At 48.0% G+C, this 21,258-nt stretch carries 22 protein-coding genes and 1 tRNA gene; 9 read left to right on the top strand and 14 right to left on the bottom strand.

What is annotated here, in order from left to right; all coding sequences use genetic code 11:
* Positions 1–23: 23 nt before the first annotated feature.
* The 4 genes from M0413_RS14085 to M0413_RS14070 form a co-directional block, all read right to left on the bottom strand.
* The gene (locus tag M0413_RS14085) at positions 24–1,052 is read right to left on the bottom strand and encodes a LacI family DNA-binding transcriptional regulator (protein ID WP_037416178.1); all 1,029 of its coding nucleotides are present in this window, start codon (positions 1,050–1,052) and stop codon (positions 24–26) included.
* 88 nt (positions 1,053–1,140) lie between these two features.
* On the bottom strand, positions 1,141–2,589 hold the full coding sequence (locus tag M0413_RS14080; protein WP_249554642.1) for an MFS transporter: 1,449 nt from the start codon (positions 2,587–2,589) through the stop codon (positions 1,141–1,143).
* Positions 2,590–2,613: 24 nt separating this feature from the next.
* Positions 2,614–3,078 carry an NlpC/P60 family protein gene (locus M0413_RS14075; protein ID WP_037427995.1) on the bottom strand — a complete coding sequence of 155 codons (465 nt, stop codon included), beginning with the start codon at positions 3,076–3,078 and terminating at the stop codon, positions 2,614–2,616.
* 115 nt (positions 3,079–3,193) lie between these two features.
* Positions 3,194–3,931: a sulfite exporter TauE/SafE family protein gene (locus M0413_RS14070; RefSeq protein WP_037416172.1), complete on the bottom strand. Its 738-nt coding sequence runs from the start codon at positions 3,929–3,931 to the stop codon at positions 3,194–3,196.
* A gap of 133 nt (positions 3,932–4,064) precedes the next feature.
* Here M0413_RS14070 and M0413_RS14065 point away from each other — a divergent pair, with 133 nt between their 5' ends.
* The 5 genes from M0413_RS14065 to M0413_RS14045 all read left to right on the top strand — a co-directional run bounded on the left by M0413_RS14065 (position 4,065) and on the right by M0413_RS14045 (position 9,060).
* Positions 4,065–4,991, top strand: a complete 927-nt coding sequence (locus M0413_RS14065) for a pirin family protein (protein ID WP_249554641.1) — start codon at positions 4,065–4,067, stop codon at positions 4,989–4,991.
* Positions 4,992–5,217: 226 nt separating this feature from the next.
* Positions 5,218–6,264 carry a sensor histidine kinase gene (locus M0413_RS14060; protein ID WP_249554640.1) on the top strand — a complete coding sequence of 349 codons (1,047 nt, stop codon included), beginning with the start codon at positions 5,218–5,220 and terminating at the stop codon, positions 6,262–6,264.
* Positions 6,265–6,954 carry a response regulator transcription factor gene (locus M0413_RS14055; protein ID WP_249554639.1) on the top strand — a complete coding sequence of 230 codons (690 nt, stop codon included), beginning with the start codon at positions 6,265–6,267 and terminating at the stop codon, positions 6,952–6,954.
* 44 nt (positions 6,955–6,998) lie between these two features.
* Positions 6,999–7,697, top strand: a complete 699-nt coding sequence (locus tag M0413_RS14050) for a potassium channel family protein (protein ID WP_249554638.1) — start codon at positions 6,999–7,001, stop codon at positions 7,695–7,697.
* A 1-nt stretch (position 7,698) separates the two neighbouring features.
* Positions 7,699–9,060 (top strand): TrkH family potassium uptake protein, encoded by a 1,362-nt coding sequence (locus tag M0413_RS14045; protein ID WP_249554636.1) that lies wholly within the window; start codon positions 7,699–7,701, stop codon positions 9,058–9,060.
* A 42-nt stretch (positions 9,061–9,102) separates the two neighbouring features.
* Here the strand turns inward: M0413_RS14045 and M0413_RS22950 are convergent, their stop codons facing one another.
* From M0413_RS22950 to M0413_RS14015, 7 genes are all read right to left on the bottom strand, one after another.
* Entirely contained in the window at positions 9,103–9,228 is a 126-nt protein-coding gene (locus M0413_RS22950; protein WP_283771961.1) for a hypothetical protein, read from the bottom strand.
* A 191-nt stretch (positions 9,229–9,419) separates the two neighbouring features.
* Positions 9,420–10,073 carry an AbiV family abortive infection protein gene (locus M0413_RS14040; RefSeq protein ID WP_249554634.1) on the bottom strand — a complete coding sequence of 218 codons (654 nt, stop codon included), beginning with the start codon at positions 10,071–10,073 and terminating at the stop codon, positions 9,420–9,422.
* A gap of 1,014 nt (positions 10,074–11,087) precedes the next feature.
* Positions 11,088–11,408, bottom strand: a complete 321-nt coding sequence (locus M0413_RS14035; RefSeq protein ID WP_249554632.1) for a hypothetical protein — start codon at positions 11,406–11,408, stop codon at positions 11,088–11,090.
* Between the two features lie 19 nt (positions 11,409–11,427).
* The gene (locus M0413_RS14030) at positions 11,428–12,612 is read right to left on the bottom strand and encodes a BaiN/RdsA family NAD(P)/FAD-dependent oxidoreductase (RefSeq protein WP_249554630.1); all 1,185 of its coding nucleotides are present in this window, start codon (positions 12,610–12,612) and stop codon (positions 11,428–11,430) included.
* A 353-nt stretch (positions 12,613–12,965) separates the two neighbouring features.
* On the bottom strand, positions 12,966–13,982 hold the full coding sequence (gpsA, locus tag M0413_RS14025) for an NAD(P)H-dependent glycerol-3-phosphate dehydrogenase (RefSeq protein WP_055646929.1): 1,017 nt from the start codon (positions 13,980–13,982) through the stop codon (positions 12,966–12,968).
* 4 nt (positions 13,983–13,986) lie between these two features.
* Positions 13,987–14,472, bottom strand: a complete 486-nt coding sequence (secB, locus tag M0413_RS14020; RefSeq protein WP_011620882.1) for a protein-export chaperone SecB — start codon at positions 14,470–14,472, stop codon at positions 13,987–13,989.
* A gap of 256 nt (positions 14,473–14,728) precedes the next feature.
* Entirely contained in the window at positions 14,729–15,163 is a 435-nt protein-coding gene (locus M0413_RS14015; protein WP_037414466.1) for a rhodanese-like domain-containing protein, read from the bottom strand.
* A gap of 265 nt (positions 15,164–15,428) precedes the next feature.
* Here M0413_RS14015 and gpmM point away from each other — a divergent pair, with 265 nt between their 5' ends.
* Genes gpmM through M0413_RS13995 form a run of 4 tightly spaced genes read left to right on the top strand, consistent with a single transcriptional unit; the run spans position 15,429 to position 20,139 of the window.
* A complete protein-coding gene (gene gpmM, locus M0413_RS14010) occupies positions 15,429–16,973 on the top strand; it encodes a 2,3-bisphosphoglycerate-independent phosphoglycerate mutase (RefSeq protein WP_249554628.1) in 1,545 nt (514 codons plus the stop codon).
* A 10-nt stretch (positions 16,974–16,983) separates the two neighbouring features.
* Positions 16,984–18,117 carry a murein hydrolase activator EnvC family protein gene (locus M0413_RS14005; protein WP_037414470.1) on the top strand — a complete coding sequence of 378 codons (1,134 nt, stop codon included), beginning with the start codon at positions 16,984–16,986 and terminating at the stop codon, positions 18,115–18,117.
* Between the two features lie 48 nt (positions 18,118–18,165).
* On the top strand, positions 18,166–19,371 hold the full coding sequence (locus tag M0413_RS14000; protein ID WP_249554626.1) for a S41 family peptidase: 1,206 nt from the start codon (positions 18,166–18,168) through the stop codon (positions 19,369–19,371).
* Positions 19,372–19,383: 12 nt separating this feature from the next.
* The gene (locus M0413_RS13995) at positions 19,384–20,139 is read left to right on the top strand and encodes a divergent polysaccharide deacetylase family protein (RefSeq protein ID WP_188872379.1); all 756 of its coding nucleotides are present in this window, start codon (positions 19,384–19,386) and stop codon (positions 20,137–20,139) included.
* Here the strand turns inward: M0413_RS13995 and M0413_RS13990 are convergent.
* From M0413_RS13990 to M0413_RS13980, 3 genes are all read right to left on the bottom strand, one after another.
* Positions 20,114–20,569, bottom strand: coding sequence for an Rrf2 family transcriptional regulator (locus M0413_RS13990; RefSeq protein ID WP_037431159.1), 456 nt, complete (start codon positions 20,567–20,569; stop codon positions 20,114–20,116). The genes M0413_RS13995 and M0413_RS13990 overlap by 26 nt on opposite strands.
* A gap of 21 nt (positions 20,570–20,590) precedes the next feature.
* Positions 20,591–20,845, bottom strand: a complete 255-nt coding sequence (locus M0413_RS13985) for a YkgJ family cysteine cluster protein (protein WP_011624688.1) — start codon at positions 20,843–20,845, stop codon at positions 20,591–20,593.
* A gap of 306 nt (positions 20,846–21,151) precedes the next feature.
* Positions 21,152–21,228 (bottom strand) — tRNA-Asp (locus tag M0413_RS13980).
* Positions 21,229–21,258 lie beyond the last annotated feature (30 nt).

Here is a 21,258-nt window from a genome sequence, read left to right as displayed (position 1 = left end):
TTCTTCATTTAAAAATCAATATATTAACAGCTTTTACCTAAACGTAATTCATACCCTAATACCTGAGCATGTACGGCATCGTCGATAAACATCTGCGCCGCCATTTGGCCTTTTTGTTCAGAGTATTGATAAACCGTAGTCAGCGGAGGATTCGAGCGAGTCGCCTCATCAATACCATCAAACCCCACTACACGAATATCCTCAGGGATCGCTAATCCCATCGCCTGCGCCTCACCCAGCACGCTAAGAGCAATTAAGTCACTCATGCATAAAAATACGTTGGGCCTTGGCGTCGAATTTAGCGCCTCCTTGGCCGCTATCCGTGCATATTCCGCATTACTTTCAGGAATATTCCAAATCCGATCATTGCCAAGGGTAATACCGGTTTCCTCAATTGCCTGTAAATATCCCTGCAACCTCTGGTGTGCAATCGACATATCGATTTCGAGCAAATTCAAATCGTAAACTCGACAGGTTAAATGGGTATCGAGCAGTCTTAGGCCTAATATTGCAACCTGATCGGTAGGTGATTTTAATGCCAATTTTGCCACCTCATAGGCGGCTAACTTATTGTCAATGCTGACAGCGGCGTTGCGGTGGATATCAAAATCCACTGTAACCACCTTCTTCTTAACCTGTTTCAATTGCTCAGCAAGCAAGGCATTGCGGGGGCGACCATAACAAATAAACCCATCCACAAAATCTGCCACCGCATTCACACTGTCAGAGCTGCCCGAAAACAGCAATAAGTTGAGTTTTTCCCGCTCCAATACCGAAGCCACACCCTTCATAAACTTACTGGCGACAGGATCGGACACCATATATTCAACACTATCGGACAATACCAGCGCGACGGTATCAAATTTGCCTCGGCGTAAGGATTGCGCCGCCTTGTTTGGGCCAAAGTAACCCAATTTAGAACAGGCGGCCAAAATTTCGTTGCGGCGTTTTTCCGATAGTTGATCGGGACGATTAAAAGCATTAGAAACAGTGGCGTTAGAGACACCTAGCTCGTTAGCTATGCTCTTTAAGGTCCAGTTTTTAGTTGTCATGCAGAATTCCTGGCAAAGAATGGGGTCACAGCGGAAGCTAACCTATCGCAAATACTACACAGCTTAAATCCGTCGTGCACCAACAAATCTACTCATGATCCCTAAGCGCTGTGGCGGGCGAGAGATACCCTACAATCGCAGAGCTGAGCGCCACCAAGGCCGCCGCGATAAAACCCCATTGGAAGGCGTGATGCACAACCTCAATGGGTAGCTTTTTTATCGCCGCAATCCCCACCTGCGCCCCTTTGAGCGGTAACAAGCTATATAGCAACAGGCTGAATAAGGCCGTACCAATTGCCGCGCCCATGGAGCGACACAAGGACACCATAGCGGTAATTTGGCTTAAACGCGCCTTGCCCGACACACTCTGCACAACTAACTGCACGCTGGGCATCACGGTTCCTAACCCTATGCCCACCAGCACACCTAATCCGCCAATAAGATCCGCATTGGGCGGGACTAAACCGATAGAGAGTAAACCGATAGAAGCCAGCCCCATCCCGAAGGTCGGCAACCATTTAGGTGCTACATCTCGGCTCAACAACCGGCCCGCAATAGTAGAACCTGTCACTATACCAAAGGTCATTGGTATCAGCAGCAAGCCAGTTTTGGCCGGATTGGTTTGCAGGCCGACCTGCAAGTAAATGGGTAAAAAGAAGATCATCGCAAACAGACAGGCGGCAAACAGCGCAGCGGTTAATAGCGGCATATAAATGGCTTTGTTGGCGAGTAAATCCAGCGGCAAGAAAGGACTCTCACGCTGACGCTCCCACCACAACAGCAGGGCGGCGCCCACAAAGATAAATCCCATAAAGCCTAAGCTTGTGGCCGATAGCCAAGCAAAGCCTTGCCCTGCCACAGACAACCAATACAGCAACGCCGTAATGATAGAAGGAAATAACAGCACGCCAATCAAATCAAACCGACCCAGTCGTACAGGTTTAACACTCTGTTTATGCAAGCGATTAAGCCGCCAAACCGCCAGCATGGCCAAGGGAATATTCGCCCAAAATAACCAGTGCCAAGAATAGGCATGCACCACAAAACCACCAATCACGGGACCGCCAACACTGGCGAGGGTAAACATAGCGGCAAAATAGCCCTGAAAACGCGCCCTTTGCCGTATCGGCACAAGTTCACCCACAAGGGATTGGGACAGACTCATCAGCCCGCCACCGCCGAGGCCTTGGAGAATCCTTCCGGCAATCATATGGTCCATCGTCCCGGCACTGGCGGAGACAATTGAGCCTAACGCGAACACCGCCAAGGCAATCATCAAGATTTTGGCGCGGCCAAAATTATCCCCCAGCCAGCCGTAAATAGGCACACTGGCCGCCATTGCCAACATATAGCCGATAGTGATCCACGAGGCTTGCCTGAGGCCACCCAAATCTTCAACGATGGCAGGAGTTGCGGTGGCGAGTAGGGTTTGATCGACCGCCGCCAAAAACATGGGTAAGAACACGGCGGAGAAAATCGCCAGAAAAACCGAAGTGGGTAGAGGCTCATGTTGGGACGAAGCTGACGCTGGGGTCATAGAGTCTCTACCTGTGATTAAGGCTTAAATTCGCCTTGCATTCCAATACTTTGATGCCCAATAGCTATTAAGTAGGCTCGAAATTTTAACCCCTTGGCTCGTCGAGACATGGAGGAAATTATTCCCGCCCACATAAATACCCACATGGTGCGTGCTCCAGCCAGTTTTAAAGAACACTAAGTCCCCCTTACGCAGTTGATCCCGCGCCACGGGTTTACCAAGTGCTTGCTGCTCCTCCACTGTACGCGGCAGAGTCATACCCAACATTTTTTGGTAAGCGACCGACACAAAGGCCGAGCAATCGATGCCTTTCTTGGTCGCGCCCCCCAAACGATAAGGTACGCCGCGCCATTCGGAATGCAATTCGGCGATATTGCTATCGTTCCAAACGGAGACGGGTTCAACTTGCTTAACCACAGGCTTAGGTTCTGGCGCGCTCGCACAGGCACCAAGACCTAAGGCTAAGATAACTATCAGTAATCGTTTCATTAGCGTAAAACTCATCGCGGGCAATTCTTGCGTAATATCGGGTGCTATCAAAGCGATAACTAACATACCGTGAAAAAATCGATGGTAACAGCCTAAGCTAATCTCAAGCTTAAAACTATAACGCCGTCCACAATAAGCGAATACCCACCAGCACCATTAAAATCAAGATGATGCGTTTAAACAACCTATCGCTGATCTTATCTTGGATCGACAACCCCAGTTTTACCCCTAACCAAGCCAAAGGCGCAAGTAACAGAGAAATCAGAATGTTACCTTGGTTAATTTGCCCGAGCAGACTGTAGGGCACTAACTTAACCAGATTCACCACCGCAAAAAACACCACTGCCGTGGCTAAAAACTCTGGTTTGGCCAAACGTAACGGCAGCAAATAGGCATTGAGTGGCGGCCCGCCTGCATGGGCCACAAAGCTGGTAAAGCCTGCGGTTAAGCCGCAGAGTCGTCCCACCAAAGGTGAAGGGGTCGCTTGGGTTTTATCCCCTAAAACCAAGCCATAAAGACCAAACCCTAAGGACACACAGCCTAAAATCGCCCGTAAGTAATCTTCGTTTAATCGGTCGAACAACCAATAGGCTATACCTATGCCCACAATCGCCGCGGGTAAGAGGATCCATAATTGGCGTGGATTATGTTGGCCCCACCACGAACGAACACTTAAAAAATCCATATAAATCAGCAGTGGTAACATGATTGCCGCCGCAGTTGCTGGGCTTATGGCTAGCGCTAACAGGGGCACAGTCAAGCCACCGACGCCACCAGCAAAACCCGATTTAGAGATCCCAGTGATCAACACCGCAGGTATCGCCACCAACCAAAAAACAGGGTCTGTTAACATCCCTTATTCCTAATATTGCGTTAAAGTCATTAAGGTCGAGCATGAGTAACAGAGCTTGAGGGCGATAACACGCCTCGCTGCACCAGCATAAATGTTAAATCTATCCGTGTCTAAATGAAGATAAGGAGTCGATATGAGTCAAATGCAAACGTCGCCGTTTTACGGCGGCCCAAGGGAATGCCCCGTCGAAGATGGGCGGATCCAAATCCAACATATAGCCTCCAAAATCGGTGATGTAGGCGGGATACCCGTAGCGCGGGCGATTCCGCAAAAACCGCGTCGACTCATAGGCCCTTGGTGTTTTCTGGATCATATTGGTCCTGTCACCGACGGCCCCTTAATGAATGTGGGCGAGCATCCCCATATAGGCCTTCAAACCTTCACTTGGATGCTGGAGGGGGAAATCATGCACAGGGACAGCCTAGGCAGCACCCAAGTGATCCGCCCTAAGCAAGTCAATCTGATGACCGCAGGCCATGGTATCGCCCACACCGAAGAGTCCGTCGAAGGTCATCGCACTATGCATGCGGTGCAGCTATGGATTGCGCTACCGCTGGAACACAAAGACACAACCCCGAGGTTCGACCATTATCCCCAGCTGCCCACTTGGCAGGAGGCGGGCGTCGAATTTACCCTATTGATTGGCTCGTGGAAGGATAAACAAGCGCCCACACTGCACTTTTCACCGATCGTCGCGCTTGATATTTTTGCCACAGAGGCCACTCAACTAACACTCAGGCTCGATCCGCGATTTGAATATGGCCTAATGCCACTTGAGGGCCGATTCGATATCGACGACGAATCCTTTGATAACAATAACCTCGCTTACCTTGGCATGCTGCGCGAGGGTATAACGCTCGACCTTCACCAAGGCGCACGTTTACTGCTGATTGGCGGCGCGCCCCTCACCGACACAGTCAGTATTTGGTGGAATTTTGTCGGCCACAGCAAGGAAGATATCGCCAGTGCCCAAGCCGATTGGGAGGCCAAGTCCCCACGTTTTACCACTGTGCCGGGTTATAGTGGCAAACGCTTAATGCCGCCGCCCATCCCTTGGTAATCCGAGCAGTAATACGTTATCGCGAGGTAATCGAGCTAGACTACCTCGCTTAAGGCGGCGTTTGCAGCCACTATCTAATGTAAGTTGGCGAGCAAAACCGCCTGCCTGATGCAAATGCCAGACAACACCCACACGCCAAGCCCCAGTAAATTTTACGGATTTTTTACGCGCTATCCCCACAGGCCTTTGCTAAAGTACCCTTAATTTCCGCAACGCCTTAGCCGTTATGACTTTTGCAAACACAGTATCCATCAACCAATTCTGGCGCACGCATCCCGCGATATTTACCGCCATGTTGTTAGTGGTAACGTTAATAACTAGCTATTTTATTGATGTATTTTCAGGATCAGCCATTGCCGTACTGCTTATCCTGCAATTAGCCGTGGTCGCCGTGGCCCTGCAATGCAGTGCCAACTATGCCTACTTTGTGGCCGTGTTTGGCGCCGTCAGTTTCAATTTTTTATTTACCACGCCGCGCTATTCGTTGCAGATGTTCAACGTCGAAGACATAGTCAATCTAAGCGTATTTTTGCTGGTCGCCCTGACTAGCAGCAAATTGGCCGAACATTACCGCCGCCAGCAGCATGCACTCGAACAGGCGCAGCTCAGAAACAGCATTTTGCTCTCGGTCTCCCACGATTTACGCACGCCACTTGCGACCATTATCGGCACCTTAACCACGCTGAAGGAATACCAAGCCAAGCTCAACCCAGAGCAAACCGAGGAGCTTATCGACTCGGCCGCCGCCGAGAGTCATCGCCTGCACCAATATATTGAAAATCTTTTGCAGGCCACTAAGTTACAACATGGCGCGCTCAAATTTAGCCTAGACGAAGCCAATCTACGCGAAGTGCTACAGCGCACTATCGCCCGCTTTCAAACCGCGCAACCTAGGATCAAAATTCATAGTGAACCAGAGCTACCGCCATTAATGATTTGCAGCTCTTTGATTGAACAGGCGATTTTTAATGTGCTCGATAATGCCCTGCATTATTCCCCCACCAACCAGCCTGTGATCGTAAGCCTCTATCGCCACCAAGATATGCTGCGTATCGATATTCAAGACCTAGGACAAGGCATAGCCCCATCTCAAAAGGAGGCAATTTTCGAACTGTTTTACCGCCAACATCCCTCTACCGATGGCGGTGCTGGATTGGGTCTACCTGTCGCCAAAGGGATTATTACTGCCCATAACGGGCGTATCAGCGCCGAAAGTGTTGCTCAAGGCAGCCTGATCCGCATCGCGTTACCGATAACGAAGGAAAGTGCATAAATGGCTTACAAGGTGTTAGTGGTGGATGATGAGCCGCAAATCCATACCTTTATGCGGATCTCACTTGAGGCGGAAGGCTTTGAATACGTGAGCGCCACCAGCACAGCCACGGCGCTCAAACAGTACCGCAGCCATCAGCCACACCTTATCGTGCTCGACCTCGGCCTGCCAGATGGTGATGGCATCGAATTGCTCCATGGGCTGCGCCAGCAGGATAAGACCCCAGTACTGGTGCTCACCGCCCGCGATCAGGAGGAAGAAAAAATCCGCCTACTCGAGGCAGGCGCTAACGATTATCTAAGTAAACCCTTTGGTATCAGGGAATTAATCGTGCGTATCAAGGTATTAGTTCGTGACCTTGTGGATACCTCAAGCACTATCGATATGCTGCAATTTGGCCCGCTCACCCTGCAAAAGAGCAGCCATCAATGCTGGCTTAACCAGCAGGAAATCGCCCTCACCAAAAAAGAGTTTGCCCTACTGGTTCAGTTAATGTCCCACCCTGGGCAATTGCTGAAACAGAGCGAACTGCTGCGCAATATCTGGGGCGAAACTCACCAAGAAGATAGCCATTATCTGCGGATTTTAGTCAGCCAACTGCGTAAAAAGCTTAACGATAGTGACGAACAACAACTAATCAAAACCGAGCCCGGTTTAGGGTATCGACTCACCGACCTCGGCCCGCCCTAGGCCTGCTCGCCTCATTCTTTAGCTCAACCACACAAGGATATGAAATGGCACATTTTACTGTCATCGGATTAGGCCGCTTCGGCGTTGCTGTAAGCAGAGAACTGATCCACTTAGGTCATACGGTTACGGGTGTCGACAATGACCACAAAGCTGTTGAAAAATATGTAGAAAGTCTTACTGAAGCGGTAATTTGCGACTGCGCCGATGAGGCGTCGCTGCGGGAACTCGATCTTACCAGTAGTGAAGTCGTGATTGTCGCTATCGGTTTTGATATGCAATCGAGCTTACTTTGTACCCTGGCACTGAAAAATCTCGGCGTGCAAAATATTTGGGTTAAAGCCAGCAATAAAGCGCACCACACCATATTGTCTAAACTCGATGTCGCGCGAATTATTCACCCCGAGGAAGATATGGGGATCCGCGTCGCCCAGTCGCTAAACTACCCTATGGTGAATAACTTTCTCGCCATCGGCGATGGGCTCTATATTGTTGAAATCCATATTAAAGCCCATTTACATCAAGTCACAGTTGGCCAACTACTCGGGAGCCTACAAGAGAAAAACACCGATGAGCAAACCAATGTGCAACGCAGCCCTAAAGGCAAAGTCGCGCCACTGATGATTAAGCGCGGGCAGAGCGTATTTAACAAGATTGATAGTGACTTTATCCTACACACTGACGATGCCCTATTCCTCTGCGGTAGCCGTGCCGAGTTAAAACAGCTCGCACCAAGGTTGGTGTAAGGTGGTTCAATGGCATCCTTCGCTCACCCTAGAGCACACACCTAAAAGCGGTAAAAAACTCTTTGGCGCGCCGCCCTTTATCTTAAGTGCAAGCTTTGCTCTGCTGATCCTCGTTGGCACTTGCTTGCTTAAACTGCCCATTGCCACCGAGTCGCCTATTACTTGGCTGCAAAGCCTCTTTACCGTGACCTCAGCGGTGACGGTCACAGGGCTTGTGGTCGTCGATACTGGCAGTGTGTTCACGCCCTTTGGCCAAGTGATTATCGCGCTGCTAATTCAATGCGGCGGCCTAGGCTTGATGACCTTTGCCATTGTCACTCTAATAGCGCTGGGCGGTAAGATAGGTTTCTTGCAGCAAACAGTGGCGAAAGAAGCGTTTAATCAAACCGATACCTCTACCTTAGTCTCGACTGCTAAGGCCGTACTGGTGTTTTCGCTATTGGTTGAAGCCGTGGGTATGCTGATTTTATCTGTCTACTGGAGCGGCGAATTGGGTTGGCAAACTAGCCTGTTTCACGGCTTCTTTTATACCATTAGCGCCTTTAATAACGCGGGTTTTGCCCTAAGCCCAGATAGCTTAATCCCTTATGTCGCAGACCCAGTTATCAACATCACTATCACAGGTTTATTTATTGTGGGCGGTCTTGGGTTTTCGGTGTGGATTGACCTTAAGCGCAATAAACGTTGGTCGAAGCTCACCGTCTACAGCCGCATGATGATCACCGGCACCATACTGATCAATGCCGTAGCCGTGATAGCCATTTACCTGATTGAATACAACAACCCCAACACCCTCGCGCCCTTAAGCGAACTCGGCAAATGGTTGGCCTCTTGGTTTCAGGCCGTAACCCCGCGCACCGCAGGCTTTAACACCCTGCCCATAGACCAACTCGAGGATGGTTCCACCCTATTGATTTTAGTGCTGATGTTTATCGGCGGCGGCTCCCTCAGTACCGCCAGCGGCATTAAAGTCGTGACCTTTATGGTGTTAATCCTCGCCACCTACGGCTATTTACGCCGCGATGAAGCTGTATATGTGTTTAAGCGCGAAATCCCCAAAGACACCATTAGCAAGGCACTCGCCCTAACGATGATCTCCATCGGCGTCACTTGGCTGGCAATATTCGCCCTCGTGCTTACCGAAAAAGCCCCAATGATGGATATCGCCTTCGAAGCCGTATCCGCCCTCGGCACAGTCGGGTTATCCCGTGGATTAACAGGCAATTTATCCAGTGCAGGCCAAGGCATTATCATCTTTATGATGTTTATGGGGCGCCTCGGCCCACTGATGTTGGCCTACTTTCTTGCCAACCCAAGGGTAAAAAAACTGCGCTATGCAGAAACCAAATTGGCGATTGGGTAAGGATTGATTGGTGGCACAACAAATTTACTGATAATCAGAGAGTTATAATCTTGAGCCAGTGGGATGGTCGAGTTGGCTATGGAAGCGCTGATGGATAGGCGAGCCATGGAAGGCGAACTGGCCGTTAAACACGGATGTTGTGCGGACGGTCGTCTCTCTAATCGACATCACTCGCCTTTTTAGTATTAGCGTAGTCTTTAAGTTTTAAATAAATACGCAGCACACTTTGGGAAAATTTTCGATTTAAACCCTTAACTCTAACGCGTCTGTTTCAGATAAAAATCTCTATGGGTTAACGCCCGCATTTGCGGCTGATTTAGAGCACAGCGGAAAACCAGCCCGCCGACAACATACACTTGTTAGTTTCGTTGGCGATTCTTCTTTCTCCAACCGTTATTCTTAATTCCACTCTTGTGTGGCCATTTCAAAAGCTTTTTATAGATCTCATAATCGAACACCTCATCCATGTCCTTACCACCCTCGAAGTAGAATTCATCTTCTTCGATTCTTGCGCATATTCTGAGCAGCTCGTCGTTGATAATTGAAATAAACTGCTTTGCATCTTTTTGTTTTATTTCCCAAGGGGTTGAAACTCGACTATCAGTATCGATCTTACCTTTTGAGCGAGACAAGCCAACGTAGATTGCATTTTGCTTTTTCTCTTCAAGTTTTCGACTTTGGATCAGAGAAATAAACTTTGGCGAATAATCATCTGTTTCTCTTGCCACAAAGCTCCATTGCTTTTTTGGATGCAAGTACAGAAGCTTTAGCCATTCTTGCTCAAACTCAGCATCAGGATAGCCTTCATTAGTTTCAGATGACCATATATAGTGATCTACCCAGTTGGCCTTTGAGAATTCCTCTAATGCCAAGACTGAAAGCTGAAGAGCACTCGGGTAGGAGCCATTTTCATAGAGCAACACAGAGTCAAGATGAAGACGGATAGTATTTCTCAAAGACTCCGTAGCAATTTTATTCAGCTTGTACTTTGAGATTCCGTCTTCTTTCTTCACTGATACTCCGATTCAGAAACTAACGCCCTAATCATGGGCAAAAAATTGTTTGCTAAAATGTAGAGGAACGAAAACAGTAAACTGTTTTTTGTCCCAATTTATTAGCTTGTTATTTAACGCTACCACGATACGTGACCAATTGCTTCTTTGTACGATGCCAGCGCTTTATATATTGCCAGTTTGACTCGTAACTTTTTGACAAACACCTGATAGCAAAAGACAGGTAGCAGCCAAAAAATTAATAAAGCAGATTGGATGAATAAAAGGACAAATACAAATTCGTTGAATATACCGTCAGCTAGAAAGAAAACTAATACAAAGAAATTTACTCCCACAAAAAGCCAAATAGCCCACCGAGCATCTTTAACTAATAGCTGTAATTCTGACGATTGACTCTCAGGTTGCATCACGTTCCCTAGTTACATAACATTTTATTAGTGCACATGCGCGTTTTCCAAACATACCACCTAATCAATACAGCTTATATCTGGCTAATTTTAAATGACTTTTAATTATGCATATTGGGATGTCGCGCACGGATATTGTTCTCAACGCCCTAAAAAACAAGCGTTTTAAGATATGACTTTACACCTATCCAGATTTGGACAGTTGTGGCGAAGCGCTAAAATGAGGGCTAATAGATGAACTTTTGTAGTGCAACATATTCGTAAACTCCCAAATGAACAAACGAGGCTAGCAAGTGGGGCAATATCTTTTAGCCAGATGAACAGTTGAATGGTCGTTAAGATCGGCATTGTTGCAACTGTGACCGTTAGCGGCATTGCCGCTCTTTCACATCTGACCCAAGGGATATGGAAAATGCCACTATGATGTCGGGAACATCATCGGCCATGTGAACGCGGCATTTACACTTCCATGTATTGCAGATGCCGCCGTCGAGCCTATAGGGATACTTCTTGTAAAATAAAAGGGCGGCGTGTCACTGGGGAAATAGTGACAATGTATACAACGCCAACTGCCTTGAATTGTTATGTGCAGAAAACAAACTTAAATTTACGTATTCCACCGCGCTAACTGAGAATTTCCCAATATAAATTCGATCTCATTTTGCGACAATACATTTGCATCTTCAGATTCAAGCACTTTAATATCTAAATGACATCCCATATTGGCACAAAAGAACTGTACTATTTTCAATCTAAAACGAGTAAGTTCATTTACTTCTAACTCTTTGCTTGCGCTACTTAGCAACTTGAGAGCATCAACTCTTATACGGACGTATTCTTCATCAACCCAATGTTCATCTGAGTCATCCTTAAAATTGTTATGACAAGCGATTTCTAGTTCATTTAATTTTTCTAAATATTTCTTCAAACTTTATTGTTCCCAAACACTAAACCACTCGACCTGCTGCCACGCCAGATGCCCAGGCCCATTGGAAGTTAAACCCGCCTAACCAACCGCTCACATCCATCACTTCACCAATAAAAAACAGGCCGGGGACTTTAATGGCTTCCATGGTTTTGGAGGACAGCTCATGGGTATCCACGCCGCCGAGGGTCACTTCGGCGGTGCGATAGCCTTCGGTGCCATTCATTAAGACTGTCCAGCGATGCAGATCGTCGACTAACTTGTCGCGCTCTGCATGAACCAGCTGATTTAAGGCTTTGTTGAGCAAAGCCTCATCGAATAACACTTCCACCAGCCGCTTAGGTAACCACTGGCTTAAGGTATTACGCAGACTCTGTTTAGGATGTGCGGCCAGTTGTTGCTCTAAAGCCTGCGCGGCATCCATATTGGGTAATAGATTGATTTCTATGGTTTCGCCCGCTTTCCAATAGTTGGAAATCTGCAAAATAGCAGGGCCAGATAAGCCTCTGTGGGTAAAGAGTAAGGCTTCGCTAAAGGCGGTGCCATCTTTGGCGGTAATACGGCTCGGTACGGCAATGCCCGACAACGGTTCGAAGCGAATTTTATCTTCACTGTGCCAAGTAAAAGGCACCAGACCCGCATGAGTAGGCAACACCTTAAGCCCAAACTGCTCGGCCAATTGATAGCCGTAAGGCGTGGCACCAAGTTTTGGCATTGATAAACCGCCGGTGGCGATCACTAAGGAGTCGCAACTTAACTCGCCATTTGAGGTGTTTAGCTCAAAGCGGCCTGCCTCGGTTTTGCTCACCGCCAGAATATCGGTGCGAAGTTTAATGCTCACGCCAGCCCATTCACATTCGGTCAGCAGCATAGTGACTATCTCTTTGGCCGAGTCATTACAGAACAGCTGGCCATGGTCGCGCTCGTGGTATTCAATGCCGTGGCGCTCAACCAGTTCGATAAACTGCTGCGACGGATAACGCGCCAATGCGGATTTAACAAAGTGCGGGTTGCCACAGATAAAGTTGGCGGGCTCGACTTTCAGGTTAGTAAAGTTACAACGGCCACCACCGCTGATCAGGATTTTACGCCCTGCCTGCTTGGCATTATCGAGTACCAGTACATCACGACCTCGGTAACCCGCTGTTGCAGCACACATTAATCCTGCGGCGCCGGCTCCGATAATAATTACATCATGATGTTTCACTCTTATACTCCAGTCGATAAATTAATTTGGCGATTGCCCATCATCCCAAATAGTTCAAAGACTGAGTTACAGTATTGGTCTTCGATATTAGGGTAGATATTCCGCGTTCAGCATCCAATCCTAATGGATACGGCCGATGCCGACAGCTGCCTGTCACATTAAGGCGATAGCGATCGGACATAAATCCCCTCTTTCACCATCTGACCTCCAGGGATGGAGGAAATGCCCGCCTGATGTAGGGAAAATCAAGGGCCATGGCGATCGGGGATACTTCTTGCACCAGAAGTCCACGTATAAAAAAGGGCGCTATTTTAGCACCCTTTATTTTATTCAGCATCATCACGGCTCGCGCTTTATTGCGCTGGCGTTTCTGATTTCTTTTCTCTGCTGAGCAGTTCTTTGGCGGCATCCAAGGGCGCTTTGCCTTGGTATAACACTTGGTAGATTTGCTCGGTGATCGGCATTTCGACGCCCATGCGCTTCGCCAGGGTAAACACTTCTTTAGTATTGCGATAACCTTCAACCACTTGGCCAATTTCGGCCTGGGCGGTATCCACATCGCAGCCTTTACCTAAGGCTAAACCAAAGCGGCGGTTACGGGATTGGTTGTCGGTACAAGTTAACACTAGGTCGCCTAATCCAGCCATGCCCATAAAGGTGGCAGTACTGGCGCCTAAGGCTTCACCTAAGCGGGTTAACTCGACTAAACCACGGGTGATTAACGCCGTTCTGGCATTAGCACCAAAGCCAATACCGTCTGACATCCCCGCACCAATCGCGATAACGTTCTTCACCGCGCCGCCTAATTGCAGGCCGATAAAGTCGTCGTTAGCGTAAACACGTAAGCGTTTAGGGCTGTGCAGCAATTCCACTAGCTCAGCGGTAAATTTCGGACAAGTGCCCGCAACCGAAATCGCCGTAGGTAATCCCATGGCTAATTCCTTCGCGAACGTCGGTCCTGACAATACCGCCAGCGGATATTGCTCGCCTAACACATCACGGGCCACATCTTGCAGCAAACGTCCGGTTTCAGGCTCGAGTCCTTTGGTCGCCCATACGATGCGAGCATCTTGGCGTAACAAAGGTTTCGCTTGGGCCAATACCGAGCCAAACACATGGCTAGGTACGACAATCAGCACATTATTGCTGGCCGCTAAAGCTTTGGCTAAGTCGGCTTCGATATATAAACACTCAGGAAAGGCAATACCCGGCAAGAACGCTTGGTTGCATTTATCCTGAGCGAGCGTCTGCATATGGGCAGGATCGTGCCCCCACAACAAGGTCTTATGACCATTGCTGGCTAAAGAGATGGCAAGGGCGGTGCCATAAGAGCCCGCCCCTAACACCGTGATATCGGCAGAGTTTTTCATGTAATTAAGCGTTAGCTTCTTCGGCTGCGGGTGCAGCTGCTGCGGCTTGACGTTGTTGCACGTATTGTGCGAACAGCGCGTCGAAGTTTACTGGTGCTAAGTTCAGTTGTGGGAAAGTACCACGACCCACTAAGCTACCTACAGCTTCACGCGCATATGGGAATAGAATGTTAGGGCAGTATGCACCTAATGAGTGAGCCAGTTGTGGCTCAGTCAGACCTGCGATTGAGAAGATACCCGCTTGTTGTACTTCACACAGGAATGCAGTTTCGCCAGCGTTTTGTGCAGTCACAGTCAAAGACAGAACCACTTCGTATACGTCGTCGGCTAATTTAGCGCTGCGAGTGTCTAAATCTAACTTAACTTCTGGATTCCATTCTTTTTGGAATACAGCTGGGCTGTTAGGTGTTTCGAAAGAAACATCTTTAGTGTAAACACGTTGGATGTTGAATTGTGGGGCTTGTTGTTCGTTGTTTGCTACTTCAGCCATAATTTCCTACCTATCCTATCAATGTTATGCCAGCGCTTTTGTGGCTGGCTTTTTGTCAATTTAGCTCGGGCTTATTACGAGGCCTGTATTAGATCTCAGTACCGTCCCTACTTTCCCTTAACGGGTACTTGTGAAGTCAATCTAAACACTTAATAAAGCCCTTAGTGACTGCAGGATTAGTATGCCAAACAATGATGACGCTACTGCTGCACAATCAATTAACTATGCAGCACAGCGCATAACTGCCGCCGACAACTTATCTTTTGCTTTTTGAAACAGGCATATTCGCTGCCTGCCATTCACCCATACCACCTTTCAAGTTATACAGGTTTTCAAAACCTTGTTTACTTAAAAGCTGAGCCGCTTGAGACGAGGTCATGCCAGCATTGCATACCAGTATAATGGGACTACCTTTAAACTTTTCAAGGGCAGAAACCTGATTATTTTTGATATCCGCGAGCGTAACGTTAACTGCATCAACAATATGGCCCTTGCGGAATTCGTCATTAGAACGCACATCCACGACTTTGGCGTCTTGTCGGTTCACCATAATAGTGAGTTCTTGATGAGTAACATTTTTGATTTTTGAAAAGCTCGATTTGATCACACTGACCACAAGCATTACAAACAAACCCACCCAAGCCAGACTTAGCATAGTGTGAGCCTTAAAAAATTCGATATATTCTTGCATGGTTACAGCCCGTATAAATGGCGAAAAATTCGATAAGGGCACAGAGTATACCCATTGCCTTAGCAGATTGCAGCAGTTTAGTCACAGTTCTAGAACACAGCTCAGCCCTTGCGCCATCTCGCTTCTCTTGGCGCTCACAGAATTCGCTGAAATAGCCATTCGATGACCTTAATCTAGGTAAAGCGCTTTTTCGTACCCCGCTTACGTAGTAATATTTAACCAATTTCAGATTTCTTTAGCTTCCTTAAACTTTAAAGGTATCACCATGACGACAACTAAACGTCCAATCGCGTTGTTGATCCTCGATGGCTGGGGTTACCGTGAAAATACGCATATGAATGCGATTTACCACGCCAACACACCAGTACTCGACCGTCTCAACGCCCAATATGCCCACGGTTTAATTTCAGGCTCAGGCTTAGATGTAGGCTTGCCCGATGGGCAGATGGGAAACTCTGAAGTAGGCCATATCAACTTAGGTTCTGGCCGAATCGTTTACCAAGAGCTGACTCGTATCAGTAAAGCCATTGCAGATCATGAGTTTGAACAAAATCCAGCCCTTTGTGATGCCGTTGATGCGGCAGTAAAAGCTGGTGGTGCAGTGCACATTATGGGCCTGCTCTCTCCCGGTGGCGTACACAGCCATGAAGAGCATATCGAAGCCATGTGCCGCATGGCAGTAGCACGCGGTGCCACTAAAGTGTACTTACATGCCTTCTTAGATGGTCGCGATACCCCACCTCGCAGCGCCAAAGGCAGCCTAAGCCACTTTGATGATCTGTTTACTACATTGGGTCATGGTCGTATCGCCTCGATTATTGGTCGTTACTTTGCTATGGACCGCGATAACCGTTGGGACCGCGTGTCTCAGGCTTACGACCTGATCACCCAAGGCAAGGCGAAGTTCCAATACGATAACGCTGTGACCGCATTAGAAGCCGCTTATGAGCGTAACGAAAATGATGAGTTTGTGTCGTCTTCTGCCATTACCGATAGCGAAGGCAAGGTTGCCAGCTTGAACGATGGCGATGCGCTGATTTTCATGAACTTCCGCGCCGACCGCGCTCGTCAAATCACCCGCAGCTTTATCAATGCCGATTTCGACGGTTTTGAACGTGCAGTGATGCCAAAGGTTAACTTTGTAACGCTGACCGAGTACGCGGCTGATATCAAAGCACCTATCGCTTATCCTTCTGAAAACCTAGTAAATACCTTAGGTGAAGTGCTGCAAAATCGTGGCCGTACTCAGTTACGTATCTCCGAAACTGAAAAATACGCCCATGTCACCTTCTTCTTCAACGGCGGTAAGGAAGAGCCATTCAACGGTGAAGATCGTATCCTGATCAACTCACCTAAAGTGGCAACCTACGACTTACAACCTGAGATGAGCTCAACCGAGCTGACGGATAAGTTAGTCGCAGCGATTGAATCCGCTAAATACGATGTGATTATCTGTAACTACCCTAACGGTGATATGGTGGGTCATACTGGTAACTTCGATGCGGCGGTTAAAGCCTGCGAAGCTGTCGATGCCTGTATCGGTCGCGTAGTTGACGCACTGGCAAAAGTAGGCGGCGAATGTATTATTACCGCCGACCACGGCAACGCCGAGCAGATGACCGACGAGACCACTGGCCAAGCCCATACGGCGCACACCAGTGAACTCGTACCCTTTGTGTTTGTTGGCCGTGACGCCACCATAGATGAAGGTGGTAAACTGAGTGATGTAGCCCCAACGATTCTGCACCTGATGGGTGAAACCATTCCCGCAGAGATGACGGGTAAGCCCTTAATCCACGTTAAAGAGTAGTTGTTACCTAGTGAGCACTCGACTCCCCGTTAAAGCCAGCATTATTGCTGGCTTTATGATGTTATCTTTCTCGGTCTACGCTTCTGATTTGGAGAAGCGTCAGTCCGAGTTGAAATCCATCCAAGCGCAAATCAACCAACAACAAAGCGCGCTTAAAAACACCAGTAAGCAGCGGGAAAAGTTACTCGCACTGCTACGCAGCGATGAAGAGGCGATTGCGGCGGCAGCCAAAAAGGTCAATAGCACCAAAACCAGTTTGGCGCAGATTGATAATACGCTTGCCGAACTCAAGCAACGCCAGGAAGAGTTAGAAACCCTCAAGGTGAGCCAGCAAAATACGCTTTCAAAACAACTTGCGAGCGCATACCTAGCCGGTAACCACGATTACACAAAGATGATGCTGAATCAGCAAAGTCCCGCCACTATTGAGCGGATGTTGGCCTATTACCAATATCTCAACAAAGCGCGGATGAAATCGATTAACGAGTTAAAACAAACCATCACAGAGCTGGATGAGATTAAAGTCACCCAAACCAGCAAGCAAAAACAATTAACTAAGTTGATGGCCGAGCAACAAGTGCAATCTAAGCGCTTGAATCAAGAACAAGATCAACGCCAATTAACCCTCAATGAATTACAGCGCACCTTAAACACTAAAGGTGCCGAACTCGAACAACTGCAAATTGAAGAGGCCAGCTTAAAACGGGTCGTTGAGCAAGCACTTAAGGCCATGCGTGACAATCCTTCGATGGAAGGCTTCGATAAACAAGGCGGTAAACTCAAATGGCCAACAAAGGGCCGTGTTACTGCTGGTTTTGGCAGCCCGAGATCGGGCCAAGTGGTGTGGAAAGGCACTATGCTCTCTGCGCCCGAAGGACAAAATATTCGCGCGGTTTCTGGCGGTAAAGTCATCTATGCCGACTGGCTTAAAGGCTTTGGTATGGTGATGGTGATAGACCATGGTAAAGGTTACATGAGCCTCTACGGCCATGCACAGGCCCTGTTAAAAAGCCCTGGAGACATGGTCAAAACCGGTGAAGCAATTGCTTTAGTCGGACGTTCGGGTGGACAGACAGAGCCTGGCCTATACTTTGAAATAAGGTATAAGGGGCAAGCGGTCGATCCAGCCAAGTACTGTCGTTAATCAGTACTGTCGCTAAGGTGGCCGTCCCCATCAACATCGGGGACGGCTATGAAACATCTAATCCGCAATATCGTCTGCCTTGGACTCGGCCTAAGCCTAGGCCTGTCCATTAGCCTCTCCAGCCAAGAGAATGCCAAGTCATATCAGAGTGACTTCGACTACCCGCTATTGCAGGATGTATTAGAAACGGTCGAAACCTATTACGTTAAAACCGTTTCCAAAGATGAGCTAGTGCAAGCCGCCATCAAAGGGATTTTTGAGCATTTAGATCCCTATTCCAGCTTTTTAAATCACCAAGAGTTACTCGACTTAAAAGACTCCAATCGGGGCGAATACTTCGGCTTTGGTTTTGAAGTCGCCAGCGATAAAGACCATATCAGCATTATCGCGCCCTTTGCAAACTCGCCCGCCGAACAGGCAGGTATCCAAGCGGGTGACATCATTATCAAGCTAAATAACACGCCAACCACCGAAACCAATCTTGCGGATATCCTCAATCAAATCAAACAACATAGTCTGAGTAATCAGGGTATTCACCTCACCTTAAAGCACCATAAAGATGACGCTCAGTTCGAGGTATCACTCAAACCAAGCACTATTACGATTCAATCTGTCGCCAGCAAATTACTGGATGGTAATATCGGCTATATTAGGCTCAGCAGCTTTCAAGAAAACTCCACCGAGGATATGGTGCGCAGTTTAAGCCAGTGGCAAAACGCGCATCTTACGGGCTTGATTTTAGATTTACGCAATAATCCCGGCGGCTTGCTGGATCAGGCAATCAAAATTGCCGACCTGTTTCTAGCTAAAGGACGAATCGTCTCTACCTCAGGCCGCTTCTTCGATGCCAATTCCGACTATTACGCCTCCCCCCAAACCATGCTGACCAATGTGCCTATGTTAGTGCTGATCAATAAAGGCTCGGCCTCCGCCTCCGAAGTCCTCGCCGCAGCACTACAAGAGAATGGTCGCGCCAAGCTGCTCGGTGAAACCAGCTTCGGCAAAGGCACAGTACAAAGCCTGATCCCCATACTGAACGACGGTAATGCCATCAAGCTCACTATCGCCCAGTACAACACTCCCAAAGGGGAAAACATCCACGCTATTGGCATAGTGCCAGATATCAAAGTTGCAACCGAAACTGGCCCCAATCAAAAGAATATGGCTATAATCGACGCCATCTCAGCACGAACCGATGTCAGCCAAGACAACATAGTCATTTCCGCTATTTCTTGGATACAACATCATGACTAATAAGAAGAAATAGTGCGTCTATTTTATATATTGGCCCTTTTGGCTATCAGTATTGCGCCAAGCAATGCAGCTCAAATCGCCTTGATCATCGATGATATCGGCTATCGTCACACCGACGAAGCCGTGCTTTCACTCCCCAGCGCAGTCACCTTATCGGTGCTGCCACACACGCCGCTCAGCAATAAGCTAGCCAAAGCCGCACATGCCAAAGGCCACGAGATTATGCTGCACTTACCCATGCAGGCGCTCAATGGTAAAGCCTTAGGACTCGGCGGTTTAACCAACAAAATGAGCGAAGCAGAGATACGTAGCAGTGTACTTGCTGCTATCGCCAGCGTGCCCTTCGCTCAAGGTGCCAACAATCATATGGGGAGCCTGCTGACGCAGCTCGATGATCCTATGTTATGGGTAATGGAAACGCTAAAGCAGAAGCAGCTTTACTTTATCGATAGCATGACCACCAAATTCACTAAGGCGGGAGATAAGGCAGATTTACTCGGCGTGCCACTGCTACGACGCCAACTCTTTCTCGATAATGACGTCAGTGCAACAGCGCTGGAAAAACAGTTTAACTTGATGATAAGTCAGGCTCACGCGCAAGGCAGTTTAGTGGCCATCGCGCATCCTTACCCCGAAACCATTCACTTCTTAAAAACGAACTTAGCACGCCTAAAGGCGGAAGGAATTGAGCTAGTACCGACATCACGCTTGTTGCCCATCGAACTAGCCCATGAGAAAGGCGCTAATCCAACTGTAAGACAGAAATAGTCATATCTGGCAGCAATGCTAGCAACTCATTTCGATTGCTTACAATGTCCTCCAAGCTGTATTGATCGAGCACGCTTAAATACGCCTCAACCGCTTGGGCTAATACGCCCTTCAACTGACAGGCGGGAGTGAAGCGGCAGTAAGGTTTGCTGCAATCAATCGGTGCCAGCGAGTTCTCTAATGCACGAATGAGTTGCCCAAGATTAATCTCGCTCGCTGGTTTCCCTAAACGAAAGCCACCCATCTTACCGCGAATGGTTTCTAGATAACCTAACTTGCCTAAGTGATGCACAATTTTCGAGACATGATTTGGTGACAAATCGAAGACCTCGGTAATCTCTGCAATCCTAAAAAGGGTTGTTCTATCGGGCTGAACCGCCAAATACATCAGCGTGCGAACACCAAAGTCGGTATAGCGTGTTAACTGCATAATTCACCTGTCAGCAATAAACTATTGAGATGTTTGAGATTCAAGGTTTGTGATCAACCAAAGCGCCTCTTCGTTAGAATCCCCACAGACATCTAAAGACGCTTCAAAATCACTACAAACCGCAGGACGATCAGGCGAGCCGAAAATCAAACACAAATTATCATCACTGAGCTGCACACAGCGCTCCCCAGCCGCCTTACCATTTGGCATTCCAGGGATCCCACTGCTAATTGAAGGTGCAATACAACAAGCACCACAGCCTAGGCGACAATTCATTTTATTACTCGTAAAAATTGGTAAACATTATACCGTTTAATTTATCTGTGGGCAGAAACACAGTTCAATACTGCCAAGTGGCGCACAACCACCTCACCCACAAATGAAAAACTGACCTGTCCAGCCGTAAAAATAAGCAGTCTATCATAACGAAAACGGCTCAATTCTTTTAATAAAAATGATGGTATCAGAATAACTTACAAGAATGAGACAGAGTACAACACCGCTGATAGTTAGTCTGAGTAGATTTATCCGGCGAATAAACGAAAAAAGCCTCATCTTTCGATGAGGCTTATTTCTTTATGTTGGCGGAGCGGACGGGACTCGAACCCGCGACCCCCGGCGTGACAGGCCGGTATTCTAACCAACTGAACTACCGCTCCTTTAACTTAACGTTTGCACATTAAGCTAAA

It is taken from the genome of Shewanella sp. 8A, assembly GCF_023475945.1.
In the GTDB taxonomy this organism is placed as follows: domain Bacteria; phylum Pseudomonadota; class Gammaproteobacteria; order Enterobacterales; family Shewanellaceae; genus Shewanella; species Shewanella xiamenensis.
Note: the sequence above shows the minus strand (reverse complement) of the source record. Positions and strands in the feature narration are given on the sequence as shown.

Bases quoted from the DNA above. Each gene is read 5' to 3' on its own strand.
- M0413_RS14085 (WP_037416178.1), bottom strand. From the start codon at position 1,052: ATGACAACTAAAAACTGGACCTTAAAGAGCATAGCTAACGAGCTAGGT.
- M0413_RS14080 (WP_249554642.1), bottom strand. From the start codon at position 2,589: ATGACCCCAGCGTCAGCTTCGTCCCAACATGAGCCTCTACCCACTTCG.
- M0413_RS14075 (WP_037427995.1), bottom strand. From the start codon at position 3,078: ATGAAACGATTACTGATAGTTATCTTAGCCTTAGGTCTTGGTGCCTGT.
- M0413_RS14070 (WP_037416172.1), bottom strand. From the start codon at position 3,931: ATGTTAACAGACCCTGTTTTTTGGTTGGTGGCGATACCTGCGGTGTTG.
- M0413_RS14065 (WP_249554641.1), top strand. From the start codon at position 4,065: ATGAGTCAAATGCAAACGTCGCCGTTTTACGGCGGCCCAAGGGAATGC.
- M0413_RS14060 (WP_249554640.1), top strand. From the start codon at position 5,218: ATGACTTTTGCAAACACAGTATCCATCAACCAATTCTGGCGCACGCAT.
- M0413_RS14055 (WP_249554639.1), top strand. From the start codon at position 6,265: ATGGCTTACAAGGTGTTAGTGGTGGATGATGAGCCGCAAATCCATACC.
- M0413_RS14050 (WP_249554638.1), top strand. From the start codon at position 6,999: ATGGCACATTTTACTGTCATCGGATTAGGCCGCTTCGGCGTTGCTGTA.
- M0413_RS22950 (WP_283771961.1), bottom strand. From the start codon at position 9,228: ATGTCGATTAGAGAGACGACCGTCCGCACAACATCCGTGTTTAACGGC.
- gpsA (WP_055646929.1), bottom strand. From the start codon at position 13,982: ATGAAAAACTCTGCCGATATCACGGTGTTAGGGGCGGGCTCTTATGGC.
- secB (WP_011620882.1), bottom strand. From the start codon at position 14,472: ATGGCTGAAGTAGCAAACAACGAACAACAAGCCCCACAATTCAACATC.
- M0413_RS14015 (WP_037414466.1), bottom strand. From the start codon at position 15,163: ATGCAAGAATATATCGAATTTTTTAAGGCTCACACTATGCTAAGTCTG.
- gpmM (WP_249554628.1), top strand. From the start codon at position 15,429: ATGACGACAACTAAACGTCCAATCGCGTTGTTGATCCTCGATGGCTGG.
- M0413_RS14000 (WP_249554626.1), top strand. From the start codon at position 18,166: ATGAAACATCTAATCCGCAATATCGTCTGCCTTGGACTCGGCCTAAGC.
- M0413_RS13990 (WP_037431159.1), bottom strand. From the start codon at position 20,569: ATGCAGTTAACACGCTATACCGACTTTGGTGTTCGCACGCTGATGTAT.
- M0413_RS13985 (WP_011624688.1), bottom strand. From the start codon at position 20,845: ATGAATTGTCGCCTAGGCTGTGGTGCTTGTTGTATTGCACCTTCAATT.